The following is a 19494-nucleotide window of genomic DNA, read 5'->3' as shown; positions in this document are numbered from 1 at the left end:
GGAGTCATTAGCTCCAGCATTTATTAACCACCAATATTAAAATAGACTTACTACACCCACTCAATAAGGTCTATTTAATAAAAAACTAGCTACTTAGTGATCACTTCTGGCCCCATCATCAAATTAGGTAACCAAGTAGAGACAGCAGGAATGTAAGTCACTATCATTAAGAAGATAAACATCACCCCAACTAGCGGTAGAGAAGCTTTAACCACTTTCATCATAGATAGCTTAGCCACACCCGCAGTCACAAATAGGTTCAAGCCAACAGGTGGCGTGATCATCCCTATCTCCATATTCACCACCATCATGATCCCAAGGTGAATTGGATCAATCCCTAATGCAATAGCAATAGGAAACACTAAGGGTGCCACGATAATTAACAGACCTGAAGGCTCCATGAATTGCCCACCAACTAATAACAGTAGATTAACCACTATTAAAAACTCAATCGGCCCAAGTCCTGCTGATAGCATAGACTCTGTGATCATTTGAGGAATACGCTCTTCCGTCAATACATGTTTAAGAATCAACGCATTGGCAACGATAAACATTAACATAATAGTTAATTTACCGGCTTCGTATAACGTCTTACGGGTATCTTCATGACAAAAGACATGCATCGCTTTTAACAAATAGGGTTTCGCTTTTTTATGCTCAAGCTCTTTGTCCGATAAAGGTCCCATATCTTTATATACAAAGTTAGAGATCACAAAGGCATACACCGCTGCCACAGCAGCTGCTTCAGTAGGTGTGAATACACCGCCATAGATACCACCGAGAATAATAACAATTAATAGTAATCCCCAGCCTGCGCCTTTAGCTGCATTAAACACTTCTCCCCACCCAACAAAAGGTTGGGCTGGAATTTTTTTGTATCGAGCATAAAGGTAGATGGCAAACATTAGCATTAAACCCGCTAATAAACCTGGTATAACCCCACCCAAGAACATACGCCCTACAGACACATCGGTAGCGGCTGCATAGACCACCATGACAATAGACGGTGGAATAAGAATCCCCAACGTACCGGCATTACAAATTACACCTGCGGCAAACTCTTTGGTATAACCATTCTTTACCATACCAGCAATCACAATCCCACCAATGGCCACAACCGTCGCAGGAGAAGAACCTGACAAGGCAGCAAACATCATACATGCCACCACAGACGCCATCGCCAGACCGCCACGTAATGAGCCAACCAGTGCAATTGCAAAACGAATAATACGTTTAGCCACCCCTCCCGTTGCCATAAAGCTAGAGGCGAGTATAAAAAACGGAATAGCTAATAAAGTGTAATGACCGGTAAAGGCATTAAGCAGTGTTTGCGCAATGGAGGCTAGAGACGCATCGGAATGAATCAACAGAAAGACAATACTAGAAGCACCTAAGGAGATAGCAATAGGCACACCGATCACCATCAATATGATCACCATAATAAATAGCATTAACATCGCCATTAGCTTTTCTCCTGTTTAACGTCCGTATCATGCAAAGCATCTATTTTTTCTTCAGCTTCATGGCTCGCAATCATGCGGTCCGTAGTATTAGTCATAATTTGCCATGCAATTTGTAAAAACCTAAAAGTCATTAATGCCATTGATAGTGGTAATGCAAAATATGGAATGAATCGAGGTAATCTTTCGTAGCGCTCGCCTTCATTAAACCAATCAGATAAAAACTGCAGTATCTCAGGCATTGGTATATCTTCCGTTTCATACCAAGCACGGTCAGTAATAAAGGGTACCCAATAATTCCAAGAGCCAATCAATAAAGCGATAGAAAAGAACAAGCAAGTAGCAACTGCCAATAATGCACACCCCTTTTTCAAACCTGTAGGCACCAGATTAATCACCACATCCACACCAATATGAGAATGCTTTTTAACGCCATAGGAAGCACCCACCAGAACCATCCAGGCAAACATAAATACAGTTAACTCTAATGCCCATAAAATGTTGTCGTTAAACACATAACGGACAATCACATTAGCAAAGGTCAGTAAGGTCATTACCCCTAAAAATGCAGCGATTAATGTCTCTTCAATATGGTCGGTGATTTTCCCTATACGGGTAAACAGTGTATTGGCCATTAACAACTCCTTCTTTAATGACAATCTTAGGAAAGCGGCACTCTTACTGTTGACATGAATAAGAGTGCCCAATTTACAGGTTATTTATTATTAGAGGCCTGTGCAGCTTCAATTAAGTCGCTACCAATATCCTTTTCAAACTTCTTCCAAACCGGTTTCAAAGCTGTCACCCATTGTTGGCGTTGATCAGGGGTTAAACTGCGTACCACACCACCAGCTTTGATAATGTTTTGTTTATTCAATTCATTAACGGCTGTTGACTCACTGTTACGTGTTTCTGTAACTTCTTGTAAAATAGTCGCTAGCTGATTACGCATATCATCTGGTAGTCCATCCCACCAATCGCCAGAAGTCACTACTAAGTAATCTAAGATGCCATGGTTACTTTCAGTTACCCCATCTTGAACTTCAAAGAACTTTTTACCGTAGGTGTTTGACCATGTGTTTTCTTGACCATCAATAACTTTAGTTTGTAGACCACCGTACACCTCTTTAAACGACATCTTTTGAGGGTTTGCACCTAGTTGTTCAAATTGAGCCACTAATACATCAGAGGCTTGTACACGGAATTTAAGTCCCTTAGCATCTCCAGGCACTAGTAAAGGTTTATTCGCCGACAATTGCTTCATACCGTTATGCCAGAACTCTAACCCTTTTAAACCACGACGATTCATGGCATTTTTTAATTTATCTCCTGCATCAGAGTTTTGGAAACGATCTACGGCAGCCACATCATCAAACAGGAAAGGCAGATCAAAAATACGGTATTTCTTAGTGATTTTTTCAAATTTAGATAAAGATGGTGCAGCTAACTGCACATCTCCGTTTAACAAGGCTTCTAGCACTTGGTTATCATCATATAAGGTAGAGTTTGGAAACACTTGCATACACGCCTTACCATTCATCTCTTCATTAACACGCTTTTCTAATAATGAAGCAGCAACGCCTTTAGGGTGTTTATCTGCATTGGTAACATGACTAAACTTAATAACCATTTCACCTGGGTCACAGTTTGCATAAGCTTGAGTACCTGACAGCAAAGCTGCGCTACAAAGAGAAATGACAGTAATTTTTTTAAACATGTGAAGCTCCTATATCCATATGATGCGCATCACTGCGCGGGTTTTGCTTATGACCGAACCGATCACAAATATTTTTAACATCAAACAGATATAGCAAAGCACAAGCCAACATTTAAAATAAACCATGGACCCAGTATTGACGGTAGCTAGAGGGAAGTGAGTAGGTTTGAAATAACAGCAACCTAAATATAATGGGTGGGATTTCACCCATTATATTTAGGTTAATGAGTCAGAACCCACCATTATTAATGTTTTGAAAAATAGAAGAAGAGTTTAGGCAATAAAAAAGGCCACCGAAGTGACCTTTTAAATAAGATTGGGAGTTTGTATTAACCTTTACGTTGTTGACGTCTTATGCCAACTAATCCCATTAACCCCATCGCAAACACTGCTAACGTAGTTGGTTCAGGCACAGAGGTGGTTGACGCAGTAAAATCAATATTACTGATTGCACCCGACCCATATAGATTAATCTCTATCGAAGAAACATCTGCTACATCAAAGTACAAACGGTCCCAGGTATTATCGCCACCTGTACTTGGTGTAAAGAACTCACCGATATTTAACTCTAAACCATTAACATCATATAAATGGATGGCGGTATTAGTATTTGTTTCAGTGTATTCAACATCAAAGAAATCGATACTTTTTAAAATAACACTTTCAGAGAAGTCGATAGTGAAATAACCTGCAGGACGACTGCCTTCATCATCAGGGTTACTACAGGTGAATGCATCACAAGACTTTGGATTTTCGTGGATAATTAATATATTACCTGGGTTAGATACACCTAGACTTGGGTTGTTTACATTAGTAAAAGGCGACTCTAAATCAGGATCAGCGGTATTATCTAATGTGCTATCAAATACAACGGCTAGATTTGATTTGTTTCGGTCAACATTAACACCATCAAAAGTGACACCATAAGTTGACAAATACTCATCATCAACACGTGTGCCGTTGTCTAAATCATCAAATGTAATAGTGGTAGCCGAAGCTAATGGCGCTATCACAGCAGACGCTAGTATCATCCAATGTTTAACAATCATCGTTACTCCTTAACGAATTTATAGTTCCATACAAGATAAAGTTTTTCATTCTTTGTTTAACACTTAATTATAGACACATTGCTGTAATAAGCTTATATACCATTAGTAATAATTATTGAGGTAAATGTGATTATTTATCACATTTACGCATACAATCGTTGCGCTTTTAATAAAGCACCAAACACTACCGAGCTAAACGCATCAGCAACATTAATATTGACCTCAGGATAACGCTCTTTCAGCGCGCTTTGTATTAAAGGAGAAAGTCCCATACCACCGGTTAAATAGATAATTTCAGGGGCTTTACCTGCTTCTGTAATAGCCTCATCAATCATTACAAACATCTTATCCAACCAATTAACCATAGTTTCAGAGACTTCCTGACGATCGATGTTTAACTGCAAAGTACTTTCAATAAACGAAAGCGATAACTCAGTTTGTGGTTTATCACTCAAATTTATTTTTGCAGATTCAATAGCGTGCATTAATTGGTGGGTTAAACGTTGTTTTTGAACTCGCTGTAATCGCATTAATGGTAAAGGGTCTTCACTTTCAAAAATGTACTCGGATATCAACTTAGCGCGTGCAGGTGAGAAAAATTCGCCCATTAACGGAATGTTATCGATATCGTAAACACCGGAGAACAACATATTAGGAATCGCTCTTCCAGTATCAGTTCTTCCACCACGACCAAACAATGGCGAAACAATCCCTGCGGCTAAGGCTTTATCAGACACAATACCACCTTGTCTGATCCCTTTTGTTGCAAAAATATCTGCATCTCTATCTAGATTATTGGCTTTATCCTGACTCAGTTCACAGAAGGTAACATCAGATGTACCACCACCTAAATCCACCACCATAGCATCTGTTGCTTTTTTAACGTTTTGTTCAAAGTGATATGCAGCTGCTAAAGGTTCGTGGATAAAGTCTACTTCAGTAAAACCAACTTTATGCGCTGCACGTAACATTAATGCTTCTGCTTGTTGGTTTCCTAATTCACCCATAGTGGAATGATAGTTAACAGGACGTGCGATCACCGCTTTAGTGATCTGTTTTGACAATTGTTTTTCTGCGCACTGTTTCAAGTAAGAGAGGAAACGCACTACTAAGGTTTCAAAACTATCTAGCAGGCGCTTTGGAATTTTCGCCCCTAGGAAGTTTTTAGGACTATTCACATAGCGCCCTTCATGGGGTGTTTCTAAAAAGGCTTTAAAACCTTGCTCTCCAAAAGGATCTCACCAGCGGCTAACATATCATTCAGTGTTTGCTCATTGGCTTTAGCATCATGGCTATCAGCGCCTGACTCATCATGCGCTAAATAGATAGCAGAACGTATTTTGTATGGGTTATCACTGTTTTCATCAACGACAATGAGAGTCGGTAAATTATCAACTAGTGCAGCAACAGCACAGTTACTTGTTCCAAAGTCGATTCCAATAAAATCAGCGCTCATAACATTTCCTAAATACAAAAAATAAAGGAGCGAGATATTACCCGATCCCATAATAAATACCTAGGTGATGACAGTTAAAAAAACATAAACAGTCACTGTTAGCTTAATTAGCACGCAACAATCAGGAACCAAAGCCTAAAACAAAAATTAGCAATAAAAAACCAAACGAAAAAGACAAGTAACTTATTCTTTATGGGTAACGCCCCTATTTAGTGCATAACGCTATTTTTGTTGTTCGATGGTGCAAAATAAATAGCTAAAAGATGAATCTAAAATACCGAATAAAGGTTAACTTATTGATATTTATATAAATTTAAAACATGGCACTCATCGTGCTATGTTTTACCAAGAACAACCTTGTTAATTAAATGTTAAAATGGATTTTAATGGAGGTAATAGCAATGGATGCGTTAACCAATTCTCACCCTAATCTGACTGTGTTATTAATTGAAGACAGGCCTAACGACCAGTCTGAATTGAAGCATCACCTCATCCACCTCAATTATACTATTTCTTTACACATTGATACCCAACAAGCTATTTCATCAACTTGCACTGATACCGTCGCAGACATCATGGTGATCAATACACACACACCTAGTGACCGTATTTTAAAAGAGCTCACCAACATCGATAAATTAGCACCATTACCTGTGTTAGTTTTTGCCAAACAAGATGCAAGAGAGATGATTCAATCGACATTAAAAGCCGGAGTAAGCGCGTATATAGTTGGTGAAATACAAGAAAGTCGATTGACTTGCCTGATTGATGTAGCAATAGAACGTTTCAAACAACGCCAATCTTTAATTGCAGAGCTTAAGAAAACTAAAACACAATTGGCCGATAGAAAAACAGTGGAGAAAGCCAAAGGTTACATCATGCAAGAAAAGCAAGTAACCGAACAACAAGCTTTTACCTTATTACGTAACATGGCAATGAATAATGGACAATCATTAGCCACTGTTGCAAAAAGTGTTATTGAAGTGACTGAGTTACTTGAACACAAGGTGAAATAATATTTAAACATTACCTGTAAGCTTTTTTATCAATGGCGATAAAAGCTGACTACACAAGGTAAATAGAAATACCCATTACTATCAGTAATAGTAAAGGCTATCAACGCATAAACAATGACGTTTATGTTTTAAAGAGCAACGGCGCTCATTAATTACCTAATTTATTAGGTGATTGGTGGGCGCTTTTTTTGCATAAAAAACGACTATACAATAAAAGGATTTTTATAATGAGTTGGATTAAACCAGTCAAGTTTGTCGCTAAAAAGCTAGCATTGAGCATCGCTATTTCGGCAACCGTTATCTCTTATTCTCACGCTGATAAAATTGGCTACCCAGAAAAAGAGGAACTTAAATTTGGTTTTATTAAATTAACCGATATGGCTCCCATAGCAATCGCTTACGAAAATGGTTACTTCGAAGATGAAGGACTGTACGTAACAATAGAAGCGCAAGCAAACTGGAAAGTATTATTAAACGGTTTAATTGATGGCAGTTTAGACGGCGCACATATGCTGGCTGGTCAACCAATTGCAGCAACCATGGGCTTTGGTACTAAAGCACATATTATCACCCCTTTTTCAATGGATTTAAATGGTAATGCAATCACCGTCTCTAATGAAATTTGGGAGAAGATGAAACCCAACATTCCAAAACAAGCCGATGGTAAACCAGTCCACCCTATTAAAGCTGATGCATTAAAACCCGTTGTTGAATCATATAAAGCCGAGGGTAAACCCTTTAACCTAGGTATGGTATTCCCGGTTTCAACTCATAACTATGAATTACGATACTGGCTAGCTGCTGGTGGCATACACCCAGGATTTTACGCACCACATAAAGGGGATACTAGCGGACATATTGATGGCGATGCGATCTTATCAGTAACACCACCACCACAAATGCCATCTACCTTAGAAGCTGGCACGATTTATGGTTACTGTGTAGGTGAACCTTGGAACCAACAAGCCGTATTTAAAGGGATTGGTGTGCCAGTGGTCACCGATTACGAAATTTGGAAAAATAACCCAGAAAAAGTATTTGGTTTAACAGCTGAGTTTGCAGAAAAGTACCCTAATACGACTATCCGCTTAACCCGCGCCTTAATCCGTGCAGCAATGTGGTTAGATGAAAATGACAATGCTAACCGACCAGCTGCGGTGAAGATCTTGTCACAATCTAACTACGTGGGTGCTGATTATGAAGTGATTGCAAATAGTATGACGGGAACCTTTGAATATGAAAAAGGTGACAAACGTGACGTGCCTGACTTCAACGTATTCTTTAGACACAATGCAACCTACCCATACTACTCAGATGCAATTTGGTACTTAACACAAATGCGTCGTTGGGGACAAATTTCAGAACAAAAATCAGATGAATGGTATAAGGATTTAGCGAAAAAAGTATATCGCCCTGACATTTATCAAGTTGCAGCACAATCACTGATTGATGAAAAAGTAGCTGATGCAAAAGACTTCCCTGACTTTGCCACTGAAACAGGTTACCGAGCACCACAACAACACTTTATTGATGATTTAGTGTATGACGGTAATACACCAAACGCTTACATTGATGCATTTGAAATTGGGCTTAAAAAGAGCGACAAACTTTAATTTAAACCTGGTCTTCAAATTAACTATTTAACCTTAATGGGTTAAGTAGATATCACTTAGGCTCCACTTTCACAGTGCGAGCCTAAGCATAAAGCGTTAAACAAGGAACAGTTAACATGACGACTAGCTCAGTAAGTAGCAAATCAGCCATTTCATCGGCAACAAACGTGAAAATTCAAAAGTTTGTTAAAAGTACAACCCGAATACTCGCCCTACCATTGTTAGGCATTATGGTATTTTTATTGTTATGGAGTATTGCCGCTAAAAATATACATACGTCTTTGGGTGAATTCCCAGGACCCAATGCGGTACTTAACCAATTTAGCTCACTCTACGATGAACACACCGCCGAACGAGAAAAAGCTGATAAATTTTACGAGCGTCAAGAGATTCGTAATGCCAAACGAGTAGAAGACGATCCAACCTACGTCCCTAAAATCAGAAAATACACAGGTAAAGAGACTTTTGTCGATCAAATATTTACTAGTTTAATTACCGTAACCAGTGGCTTTTTACTGGCAGCTATTATTGCCATTCCACTCGGTATCGCAATGGGATTAAGTAAAAACCTAAACTCCGCCATCAACCCTATTATTCAGATATTTAAACCCGTTTCACCATTAGCCTGGTTGCCACTGGTGACTATGGTAGTAAGTGCGCTATATGTATCAAGCGATCCATTAGTCTCTAAATCATTTGTTAACTCACTACTCACAGTAACCCTATGTAGCCTTTGGCCTATGGTCATTAACACATCAATTGGTGTTTCTTCATTAGACCAAGACTTAAAAAATGTAAGTCGAGTGTTGCGTTTACCAATTTTAACTCATATCCGCAAAATCGTATTACCAGCGTCGGTACCGATGATCTTCACCGGTATGCGTTTATCTTTTGGTGTGGCATGGATGGTATTAATTGCCGCAGAAATGCTTGCTCAAAATCCAGGTTTAGGAAAATTTGTATGGGATGAATTCCAAAACGGAAGTTCAGATTCATTAGCGCGCATTATGGCCGCCGTGATCGTGATTGGTTTCATCGGTTTTATCCTAGATAGAGGCATGTTACAGCTACAACGCTTTGCATCTTGGGATAAATCAGCAACAACAGTTTAATAATCGTTGCTTAACACTAGCAACATTAGAAATTAAGGAATAAAAATGAGCACATTACTTGATATAAGCCATATCGATATGGTTTTCCCAACACCAACGGGCGGTTTTACAGCCCTAAAGGATGTTGATTTAAAGATTAAAAAAGGTGAGTTCGTTTCATTAATTGGCCACTCAGGCTGTGGTAAATCAACGGTATTAAATGTGGTTGCAGGACTTTATCAAGCAACCACAGGTGGTGTTATTTTAGGTGGTAGAGAAGTCACAGAGCCAGGCCCTGAACGCGCCGTTGTTTTTCAAAACCATTCATTATTACCTTGGTTAACAGCCTACCAGAATGTTGAACTCGCCGTTGAGCAAGTATTTGGCTCTAAAATGGGTAAAGTAGAAAAGAAAGAATGGATTGAGCATAACCTCAAGTTAGTGCATATGGATCATGCCATGTACAAACGCCCTAATGAAATCTCAGGTGGTATGAAACAACGTGTAGGTATTGCTCGCGCATTAGCTATGCAACCGGAAGTGTTACTAATGGATGAACCATTTGGTGCATTGGATGCATTAACACGAGCACACATGCAAGATTCACTGATGGAAATTCAAAATGAATTAAATAACACCGTGATTATGATCACCCATGATGTGGACGAAGCGGTATTATTATCCGATAGAATTGTGATGATGACTAATGGACCGAGTGCAACGGTAGGTGAAATATTAGAAGTAAACTTAGAGCGTCCTCGTGACCGTTTGAGTCTGTCTAAAGACCCACACTACAATCGTTTACGATCAGATGTATTAACTTTCTTGTATGAAAAACAACGTAAGGTTGAAACAATCAAAAGTAAAACCGTGGCCAGTGCGACACAAAGTAAAACCGCTTAACTAACACCGCTTAACTAACACCACTTAGTTACTTTATTAATCATAAATATATCAGAGGGCTTAACAGCCCTCTTTTTGCATCAACACATGACTATTACCTGACATCACCTTACATACAGAGCAATAGAGATAAAGTGGCTAATTGAGCCCATTAAAACAAACAAATGCCAAATACCGTGTGCATGACGCAGCTTTTTAAGGTTATCTAATACATAGAAAATCACCCCCAAGGTATAAGCTAGCCCCCCACTGTTAACCAAATAATGCCACCACCTGGGATCACCTGCATTAAGGATGAATACTTAAAGACACAAACCCATCCCATGGCAAGGTAAATTAAGATCTGTAACCATTCAATGCGTTTTTTAATAGCCACATCCATGATTAAACCAAAGATCGCCAGCCCCCATACAATGGATAACATTAATAAACCATCGTCTCCCTGCAAAGATAACAACATATAAGGGGTATAAGTGCCCGCAATCAGCAAATAGATACAAACATGATCTAAGGTTTGGAATATCTTTTTAAGATTAGCGGGTTGCAGACTGTGATACAGGGTGGACATGGTATAAAGCAACACCAGCGTTGCCCCAAACACACTATAGCCAACAATAATGCGCCAATGTTCCTGCTGTAATGCAATGGTTAACAAGGCACCTAAACCCACTAAAGCTAATATAGCGCCAATTAGATGAGTAATACTATTAAACTTCTCGCCGTAATACATTAAAGTCTCCTGTACTTTCAACTAATAAGATGATTTATTAACAATAAATGCCATACCAGCAAACAATAACAACAAGGAAATGATATGACAGCAAATGCATTTTACCCCATTGGACAATCCAGGTGCCATGGTCAGACAAAGAGAAACAACAATGGTTTAATCAAACCGTTAGATCTCGTTCATATCTACAACAAGTGGTCACTGAATTAACTGCGTTAAGTGACGATTTCACCTTAACAAAATATGGTGAATTAACCATTAATCCAACACTATATCCACTTTATGCACTGACTTCCTCAAACTGGGATAACAGTAAACCTATTATGCTAGTTACTGGTGGTGTTCATGGTTATGAAACCAGTGGTGTTCATGGTGCGATAGCATTCTTAAAAGAACAAGCAAAACATTATCAAGGACAATGCAACATCGCTGTCTTGCCCTGCATCAGCCCATGGGGTTATGAGCATATTTTACGTTGGAATCCCTACGCCGTAGATCCAAACCGTTCTTTTGTTGAGAATAGCATCAGTGAAGAAGCTGCCAAGGCCATGCAATTTGTTGCCTCTTTAGAAGGCGAAATAGCCTTACATATCGACCTACATGAGACCACTGATTCAGATGAAAGTGAGTTTAGACCTGCGCTAGCCGCTCGTGATGGCGAAGATTATGTCGCAGGTACCATTCCAGATGGCTTTTATTTAGTAGGAGACAGTGACAATAAACAAGTCGCTTTCCAAACAGCGATCATTGAAGAAGTAAAAAAAGTAACGCATATCGCCCCCGCCGATGAAAACGGTGAAATCATAGGTTCAAAACAGGAAGGAGTAGGCATTATTAACTATGCTGTTAAATCACTGGGTTTATGTGCAGGCATGACCAATGCCCCTTACACCACAACAACAGAAGTCTACCCAGACAGTGAAAAAGCTACTGCAGAAGAGTGTAATAAAGCACAAGTCTGTGCGGTCACAGCTGCTATTGATTATATCTTAGCTTAACTTAGAAAGAGTTCACTTCCAGTGGTGTTAAATAACGCCACTGTCCTAACTCCACATCCAGTTTAACCTGTCCTATTTGTTCACGATGTAAACCAATAACACGGTTACCCACTGCTGCAAACATGCGCTTAACTTGATGAAACTTACCTTCAGTAATAGTTAACAGCACTTGCTGTTCAGATATGATTTGCACTTGTGCAGGCTGTGTTAATGCCTTTTCACCTTGTAATTGAATGCCTTGTTTAAAAGTGTTAATTAATTCAGGCTTAAACGGTTTAGATAAGGTCACTCGATACACTTTAGGGCATAAATTAGTTGGTAAGGTAATGTTGAAGGTCCAACGGCCATCGTCGGTTATCAAAATTAAACCCGTGGTATCTGCATCTAAACGACCTGCAATATGCAGTTCATCTCGTTGGTTAATGTCATTTTCTACTTCTGCCCCATTAATCTGTCTGTCTTGAGTTAATAGATTTAATGCAGATGGGTACACTTCATCAATATTAGAGCAAATTGTATTAGCCGGTTTGTTCATTAATAAATAACGAAACGGCTTTGCTAGCAAACGTTGATTGGCAAACATCACCTCGTTATTCTCATGCACTTGCTGCGCGACTTCTTGCACAACTTCTCCATTTACCCTTACTTCACCAGATTCTATAACCTGTTTGGCTTGTTGCTTGTTGAAGTCAGTACTTTTCATAACAAATTTATCTAACCGCATTAATCCTCTGTTTTAAAAATTTTTTATTTACCACTTAGTAGCACCACTTAAACGCTTACCTTCCCTTTCAAATACAATACAGCATAACCAGAGACTAAAACGCGATCATCTTGTATTTGGCAATATAAAGTTCCGCCTCTATTGGAGGCTTGGTATGCCACTAGCGACTTTTTATTTAAAGCGTTCGCCCAATATGGTGCGAGCCCCGCATGGATAGAGCCTGTAACAGGGTCTTCATCTCCACCATTGGCAGGCCAAAAATAACGAGAAATGAAATCATAATGTCCTAAGTCTTTATAATGTTGAGATTGCTTACTGGCGGTAACAACTACATCTAAAGGTGTTAACTTTTTTAATAGTTCGGACTTATAACTTATATTTAATACTTGATCCACTGAAGCTAACACAACAACATAAGCTTGACGGTTTTTTAAAACCAGTAAAGGCTTAATCGATAAAGCTTCTATTAAAGCTGTTGGTGGTTGTTCTAATAATTTCGGAGACTGATTAGGAAAGCTCATTTCAATACGTTGATCATCAAGTTGTTGTACTGTTAATTTACCCACTTCTAAGGTAACAAACTCGATATCACCCGTCATCCCCAAATGATGATAAAGCACAAATGCACTCGCTAAAGTCGCGTGCCCACAAAAATCTATTTCAGTTAATGGTGAAAACCAACGAATTTCATAAATGCCCTGTTTAGTTTCAACAAAGAACGCCGTCTCAGACAAATTATTTTCGATAGCAATCTTTTGCATCAAGTCATCGTCAATCCAGTTTTCTAAAGGTACGACTGCCGCTGAATTGCCTTTGAATTGCTGTTCGGTAAATGCATCAACCACATAGATATCCAGTTCCATTTGATTTCTTCCTTTGAATATATAAAAGCAACAGTGCATATTAAATGCAGTCATTAATAAAGATACAGTTTAAAAACTAACAAACAGTACAGAAAAGTAACATCTATTGCGTTTAAAATAAAAAAGCAGGCCGATGCCTGCTTGATAGAAGAGATTAAGCTAACGACTGCTTGCTAGCAATAGGCTAGATAGGATTAACCACGGTAGTAGCTTTGTGCAACAACCGGCATTTTTGTCACTGTCATGGCTAGTTTTTTACCACGTACTGCTGCATAAACAACAGACTCGAGCACCGCATTTTCAGTTTTTACGTAACCCATAGCCACTGGCATTCCGTAAGTTGGACCAAAGGTACCACTGGTCACAACACCGATTTCATTATCGTCAGCATCAAATAATACCGCACCTTCACGTACAGGAGCCTTTGATTGACCCACTAAACCAATACGCTTACGGCTAACATTTTTAGTCGCAATTTGATCTAAGATGATATCGCTACCAATAAATCCACCTGGACGTTCGCCATCACTGCGGCGTGCTTTGCTAATTCCCCATAACAAGCTAGCTTCAACAGGAGTTGTAGTTTCATCAAGGTCATGTCCGTAAAGACATAAACCACACTCTAAACGTAAAGAGTCACGTGCGCCCAAACCAATCCACTCTACTTCTTCTTTTGCAAGCAGTTCACGTGCTAGTTGTTCTGCTTGTGCAGCAGGTACTGAAATTTCATAACCATCTTCACCAGTGTAACCAGAACGACTTACGTAACATTCAACGCCAACTAATTCAATTTTAACAGCATCCATGAACTTCATTTCTTTAACGCTTGGATTAAGCTCACCAAGTACAGCTGCAGCTTTTGGCCCTTGTAAAGCAAGCAGCGCTCTGTCTTCGATAATTTCTATTTCTACATCATCAGGCAAATTAGCTTGTAAGTGTGCAATATCTTGTGCTTTACAGGCTGCATTAACCACTACAAATAGGTGATCACCAAAATTAGTTACCATCAAGTCATCACTAATGCCGCCTTGCTCATTCGTTAAGAAAGCATAACGCTGTTTACCATTAGGCAGGTCAATAATATCTACCGGTACTAGTTTTTCTAAACCAGCCGCTGCATTGGCACCTTTCAAACGAAGCTGTCCCATGTGTGAAACATCAAATAAACCAGCAGATTGGCGACAGTGTAAATGCTCTTTCTTCACACCTAAAGCATATTGCACAGGCATATCATAACCAGCAAATGGCACCATTTTTGCGCCCATTTCGATATGTAAAGCATGTAGGGGTGTAACTAATAATGGTTCAGACATTGAGTAGATCTCCATTCAAACGTTAAGTATGTAACCAGTTATAATAAAACTAATGATTAATATTCTAAGATGCAGTCACCCATAGGATTTGCGCATCGTCTTCACTAACAGAAGCAAGCATATGCCCCATGTTAGCGTCGTAATAAACTGAATCACCTTCAACTAGGTTGACCGGTTCATAATATTCAGAGAAGAAAGTTATCTCCCCTTTTAACACTAATAAAAACTCTTCACCGTCGTGACGTATCCAATCACTGTAATCATCAAAACTGCGCGCACGTACCAATGATTTAAAAGGCATCATCTTTTTATTAGATAACTGTGTCGCTAATAACTCATGTTCATAGGTTAAAGTTGGATGTGATTTACCCAACTCATTACGTGTAATATCTCGACGCCCTGTTGTGTTGACCTTTTTAGGCGTTGCAAACAATTGCGGAATATTAATATCCAAACCAGTTGTCAGCTTTTGCATCGCTTGGAAAGTCGGTGATATTTGTTCATTTTCAATTTTCGACAGAGTCGAACGGGCTAAGCCAGTCTTTTGGCTAGCCTCTTCTAAAGTTAACCCTAATGCGCGTCGAATATCTTTTAATCGCTCACCCAACTTAATAGGGGCGATGTTTTCAGTCGATTGCTCTGTCGAAATGGTCATTGATGGATATACATCTTGTTGATCAGTCATGGCCGACCTCCTCTCTTTCTTTTACTTATCGTTTTAAAGAAAGCACATTACTACAAATATAATAGTTAAAGTGAAAAACCAAGTTTCCTTTAGGAAACTTATTTCTACTTATATTAATAACATTTACACAAATGTCCATATATTAAGCGCTTAACCTGTAAATAAGTGTTTTCAGCCATAATTTTAACCACTTGGTTAACTGTTAACCTAGAAAATAAATCCACTATAGGAAACATTTACTATTGATATCTTTTTCTAATATGGTAAAAATACATAAAATTGCGCGGAGTTTCGACGCAACCTATAAATCAAACTGCATTTTTAGCTAAGGGATCATTATGGAAAGCAACTTAAAATTCACGGAAACACACGAATGGGTATTGGACAACGGTGACGGTACTATCACTATGGGTATTTCTAACCAGGCTCAAAAATTATTAGGTGACGTGGTTTACGTTGATTTACCAGAAGTGGGTGATGATGCAGAAGCAGGTGAAGCTTTTTCACTGGTAGAGTCTGTAAAGGCGGCTTCAGACCTGTACGCTCCAGTAACGGGTGAAGTAGTAGAAATCAATGAAGAGCTTGAAGGTAGCCCAGAGCTTATCAATGAGTCACCTTATTCAGCGGGTTGGATTGTTAAAATTAAACTATCTGACGCTGCAGAATTAGATGGCTTAATGTCTAGTGAAACTTACCATGAAGCAAACGAGGAATAAGCAACTTGCTTATCTCTTTATTCAGCAATAACTGTAAATAGAGTAAACCTAAGGCGGCTTCATTGGAACTCGCCTTTTTTTAAACATAACTTACTGCGACTGTTTAGGATGAATATGACTGCCAACACATTACTTGACTTATTAAGTGACCAACAAGAATTTGCAACACGCCATAATGGCCCTGACTCAACTCAGCAACAAACTATGCTGGAAATCATTGGTGCAGACAGTTTAGACCAATTGATTGATCAAACCGTACCTGCCGCTATCCGTCTTAAAGACAAGATAAACCTTGCTGAACCACAAAGTGAATCAGCAATGTTGGCGTCATTAAAAACCATCGCAGAAAAGAATGTGGTTAACCGTAGTTTCATCGGTCAAGGTTACTACAACACCTTAACGCCTAACGTAATATTACGTAATGTGTTAGAAAACCCTGGTTGGTACACAGCTTACACGCCATACCAACCAGAGATTTCACAGGGTCGTTTAGAATCATTACTGAACTACCAACAAGCAGTGATGGATTTAACTGCAATGGATTTAGCCAACGCCTCTCTTTTAGATGAAGCGACTGCAGCTGCTGAATCAATGACACTCAGTAAGCGTGCGAGTAAAAATAAAAGCAACGCTTTCTTTGTGAGCAATGATTTACACCCACAAACTGTTGATGTGATCCGCACTCGTGCTGAATATATCGGTTTTGAGATTATTACTGGTAGTGTTGAAGAATTAGAGCAGCATGATGTGTTTGGTGCCATTCTTCAATACCCAAGCACCACTGGTAACGTGACTGACTTAACTGACGTTATTGAAAAAGCACATGCTAAAAAAACCTTAGTTACCGTTGCTTCTGACCTATTAGCGTTAACTATATTAAAAGCACCTGGTGAAATGGGCGCAGACGTCGTGATTGGTAGTGCACAACGTTTTGGTGTACCAATGGGCTTTGGTGGTCCACATGCAGGCTTCATGGCAACACGTGACAAATTCAAGCGTACCATGCCTGGTCGAGTAATTGGTGTATCAAGAGACAGCAAAGGCAAACAAGCCTTACGTATGGCAATGCAAACACGTGAACAACATATTCGCCGTGAAAAAGCCATGTCTAACATCTGTACTGCACAAGCATTATTAGCAAACATGGCTGCATTTTATGCACTTTACCATGGTCCTGAAGGTTTATTAAAAATTGGTCGCCGTGTACACCACTACACAGCCGTACTTGCCGCTGCTTTACAAAGTGAAGGTATCGAACTAGAAAACACCGCGTTCTTTGATACGATCACAATTAACACTAATGAGCATACTAAAGCGATTTATCATCGTGCATTAGCAGAAGGGATGAATCTTACGTAAGTTCCCTGCAGTACCTAATAATGATGCAGACAATACAACAACAGATAATACACCAATTAAATTGGGTATCAGCCTAGATGAAACCACTACAGTAAAAGATGTAGAAGACCTAATTCTAGCAATAACAGGCAAAGCATTAAGTGTTAGTGACTTTAGCGAAACCATTGCACAAGATGAATTTGCAGCTATTCCAACAGCGTGTCGTCGTACCAGCAAATACCTAACACACCCAGTTTTCTCAGCACATCATAGTGAAACACAAATGATGCGCTACATGAAAAAACTAGAAAATAAAGATTACTCATTAACTCACGGTATGATCCCGCTAGGTAGCTGTACCATGAAGTTAAATGCAGCAGCTGAAATGTTACCAGTTACTTGGCCTGAATTTGGTCAAATGCACCCTTTTGCACCAACAGAGCAAAGCTTTGGTTACCAAGAATTAGCTGAAAAGTTATCAGCTATGTTGTGTGAAATAACTGGTTACGATGGCATGTCATTACAACCAAACTCAGGTGCACAGGGTGAGTATGCGGGTTTAATCGCTATTCAACGTTACCATCAAAGTAACGGTGATTCGCATCGTAATGTTTGTTTGATCCCAAGTTCAGCTCACGGCACTAACCCTGCATCTGCGGCAATGGTATCAATGAAAGTTGTGGTTGTTGGCTGTGATGATGAAGGTAATATCGACCACGCTGACCTTAAAGCTAAAATTGATAAGCATCGTGATAACCTGTCGTGCATCATGATCACCTACCCTTCTACACACGGTGTATATGAAGAAGCAATTCAAGAAGTATGTGATTGGGTACATGAAGCTGGTGGTCAAGTTTACCTAGACGGCGCTAACATGAATGCACAAGTTGGTATAACAACACCAGGCTTTATCGGCTCTGATGTCTCACACCTTAACTTGCATAAAACATTCTGTATTCCACACGGTGGTGGCGGCCCAGGTATGGGACCAATTGGTGTTAAAGCACACCTTATTCCATTCCTACCAGGACACATTGAAGTCACTGAATCTGCAGATAATAAGCACTATGCAGTGTCAGCAGCTGAGTTAGGTTCAGCATCAATCTTGCCTATTTCATACGCTTATATTGCAATGATGGGCGAACAAGGTTTAACGCAAGCAACTAAACTAGCAATCTTAAACGCCAACTACGTAATGGAGCGTTTACGCCCTCACTACCCAGTTTTATACCTAGGTAAAGAAGGTCGTGTTGCTCATGAATGTATTATTGATATTCGTCCAATTGAGTCAGTATCTGGCATTTCTGGTGAAGATATCGCAAAACGTCTAATGGATTATGGCTTTCATGCACCAACGATGTCATTCCCGGTTGCTGGTACATTGATGATTGAACCAACAGAATCAGAAAACCTAACCGAGTTAGATAGATTCTGTGATGCAATGATCGCAATCCGCAACGAGATCAAACAAGTCGAATCAGGTGAATACACACTAGAAGACAATCCACTAGTTAATGCACCTCATACTCAAGTTGACCTAATGGAAACAGAATGGACACACACTTACTCACGTGAGGTTGCGTGTTTCCCATCTGAATTCAGTAAAGGCGCTAAATATTGGCCAGCTTCAAACCGTGTAGATAATGTATTTGGGGACCGTAATTTAATTTGCTCTTGTCCAAGTATTGAAAGCTATATGGAAGACTAACCAGTCACTTAGCAGTGCCACTGTGTGATAATAACATATTGTTTTTATCACATCTCATCCAAACGACATCTTTAATCGGGTGTCGTTATTTAAGCCATTAATTAATAAAAATTA

General features: G+C 39.4%; 15 protein-coding genes and 3 pseudogenes. 7 read left to right on the top strand and 11 right to left on the bottom strand.

Translation table 11 applies throughout. The features are described 5' to 3' along the window. Positions 1 to 89 precede the first annotated feature (89 nt). From ACLKL2_RS02210 to ACLKL2_RS02185, 6 genes are all read right to left on the bottom strand, one after another. On the bottom strand, positions 90 to 1463 hold the full coding sequence (locus tag ACLKL2_RS02210; RefSeq protein ID WP_413693210.1) for a TRAP transporter large permease: 1374 nt from the start codon (positions 1461 to 1463) through the stop codon (positions 90 to 92). Then, entirely contained in the window at positions 1463 to 2095 is a 633-nt protein-coding gene (locus ACLKL2_RS02205; protein ID WP_413693209.1) for a TRAP transporter small permease, read from the bottom strand. Before ACLKL2_RS02205 ends, ACLKL2_RS02210 begins: the two co-directional genes overlap by 1 nt. An 80-nt stretch (positions 2096 to 2175) precedes the next feature. Continuing rightward, the gene (locus ACLKL2_RS02200) at positions 2176 to 3177 is read right to left on the bottom strand and encodes a DctP family TRAP transporter solute-binding subunit (RefSeq protein WP_113820229.1); all 1002 of its coding nucleotides are present in this window, start codon (positions 3175 to 3177) and stop codon (positions 2176 to 2178) included. A 329-nt stretch (positions 3178 to 3506) separates the two neighbouring features. Then, complete coding sequence (locus ACLKL2_RS02195; protein WP_413693208.1) at positions 3507 to 4226, bottom strand: PEP-CTERM sorting domain-containing protein; 720 nt, start codon at positions 4224 to 4226, stop codon at positions 3507 to 3509. Between the two features lie 143 nt (positions 4227 to 4369). Beyond that, complete coding sequence (locus ACLKL2_RS02190; protein WP_413693207.1) at positions 4370 to 5404, bottom strand: Hsp70 family protein; 1035 nt, start codon at positions 5402 to 5404, stop codon at positions 4370 to 4372. Positions 5405 to 5427: 23 nt separating this feature from the next. After that, positions 5428 to 5682, bottom strand: a complete 255-nt coding sequence (locus ACLKL2_RS02185) for a hypothetical protein (protein WP_413693206.1) — start codon at positions 5680 to 5682, stop codon at positions 5428 to 5430. A gap of 386 nt (positions 5683 to 6068) precedes the next feature. Here ACLKL2_RS02185 and ACLKL2_RS02180 point away from each other — a divergent pair, with 386 nt between their 5' ends. From ACLKL2_RS02180 to ACLKL2_RS02165, 4 genes are all read left to right on the top strand, one after another. Then, positions 6069 to 6698, top strand: coding sequence for an ANTAR domain-containing response regulator (locus tag ACLKL2_RS02180; RefSeq protein WP_413693205.1), 630 nt, complete (start codon positions 6069 to 6071; stop codon positions 6696 to 6698). Positions 6699 to 6925: 227 nt separating this feature from the next. Then, entirely contained in the window at positions 6926 to 8311 is a 1386-nt protein-coding gene (locus ACLKL2_RS02175; protein WP_413693204.1) for a CmpA/NrtA family ABC transporter substrate-binding protein, read from the top strand. Positions 8312 to 8427: 116 nt separating this feature from the next. Then, positions 8428 to 9423 carry an ABC transporter permease gene (locus ACLKL2_RS02170; protein WP_413693203.1) on the top strand — a complete coding sequence of 332 codons (996 nt, stop codon included), beginning with the start codon at positions 8428 to 8430 and terminating at the stop codon, positions 9421 to 9423. A gap of 45 nt (positions 9424 to 9468) precedes the next feature. Beyond that, positions 9469 to 10305, top strand: a complete 837-nt coding sequence (locus tag ACLKL2_RS02165) for an ABC transporter ATP-binding protein (RefSeq protein WP_413693202.1) — start codon at positions 9469 to 9471, stop codon at positions 10303 to 10305. Positions 10306 to 10409: 104 nt separating this feature from the next. Here ACLKL2_RS02165 and trhA read toward each other — a convergent pair. Further along, a pseudogene (gene trhA / locus ACLKL2_RS02160) lies at positions 10410 to 11035 on the bottom strand (PAQR family membrane homeostasis protein TrhA). A gap of 84 nt (positions 11036 to 11119) precedes the next feature. On the opposite strand from trhA, the pseudogene ACLKL2_RS02155 reads away from it, so the two are divergent. Continuing rightward, positions 11120 to 12033: pseudogene (locus ACLKL2_RS02155) on the top strand (M14 family metallopeptidase). Between the two features lies 1 nt (position 12034). Here the strand turns inward: ACLKL2_RS02155 and ACLKL2_RS02150 are convergent. The 4 genes from ACLKL2_RS02150 to ACLKL2_RS02135 all read right to left on the bottom strand — a co-directional run bounded on the left by ACLKL2_RS02150 (position 12035) and on the right by ACLKL2_RS02135 (position 15618). Beyond that, the gene (locus ACLKL2_RS02150) at positions 12035 to 12757 is read right to left on the bottom strand and encodes a pseudouridine synthase (protein ID WP_413693201.1); all 723 of its coding nucleotides are present in this window, start codon (positions 12755 to 12757) and stop codon (positions 12035 to 12037) included. 47 nt (positions 12758 to 12804) lie between these two features. Then, positions 12805 to 13620: a PhzF family phenazine biosynthesis protein gene (locus tag ACLKL2_RS02145; protein ID WP_413693200.1), complete on the bottom strand. Its 816-nt coding sequence runs from the start codon at positions 13618 to 13620 to the stop codon at positions 12805 to 12807. Positions 13621 to 13814: 194 nt separating this feature from the next. After that, positions 13815 to 14933 (bottom strand): glycine cleavage system aminomethyltransferase GcvT, encoded by a 1119-nt coding sequence (gcvT, locus tag ACLKL2_RS02140; protein ID WP_413693199.1) that lies wholly within the window; start codon positions 14931 to 14933, stop codon positions 13815 to 13817. A 64-nt stretch (positions 14934 to 14997) separates the two neighbouring features. Next, complete coding sequence (locus ACLKL2_RS02135) at positions 14998 to 15618, bottom strand: helix-turn-helix domain-containing protein (RefSeq protein WP_113820241.1); 621 nt, start codon at positions 15616 to 15618, stop codon at positions 14998 to 15000. A 338-nt stretch (positions 15619 to 15956) separates the two neighbouring features. Between ACLKL2_RS02135 and gcvH the strand changes: the two genes are divergently transcribed. Next, positions 15957 to 16334: a glycine cleavage system protein GcvH gene (gcvH, locus tag ACLKL2_RS02130; RefSeq protein WP_113820242.1), complete on the top strand. Its 378-nt coding sequence runs from the start codon at positions 15957 to 15959 to the stop codon at positions 16332 to 16334. A 114-nt stretch (positions 16335 to 16448) separates the two neighbouring features. Beyond that, positions 16449 to 19380 (top strand): annotated as a pseudogene (gcvP, locus tag ACLKL2_RS02125) (aminomethyl-transferring glycine dehydrogenase). The last annotated feature ends 114 nt before the right edge of the window (positions 19381 to 19494 follow it).

It is taken from the genome of Psychromonas sp. KJ10-2, assembly GCF_047323255.1.
Classification (GTDB): domain Bacteria; phylum Pseudomonadota; class Gammaproteobacteria; order Enterobacterales; family Psychromonadaceae; genus Psychromonas.
Note: the sequence above shows the minus strand (reverse complement) of the source record. Positions and strands in the feature narration are given on the sequence as shown.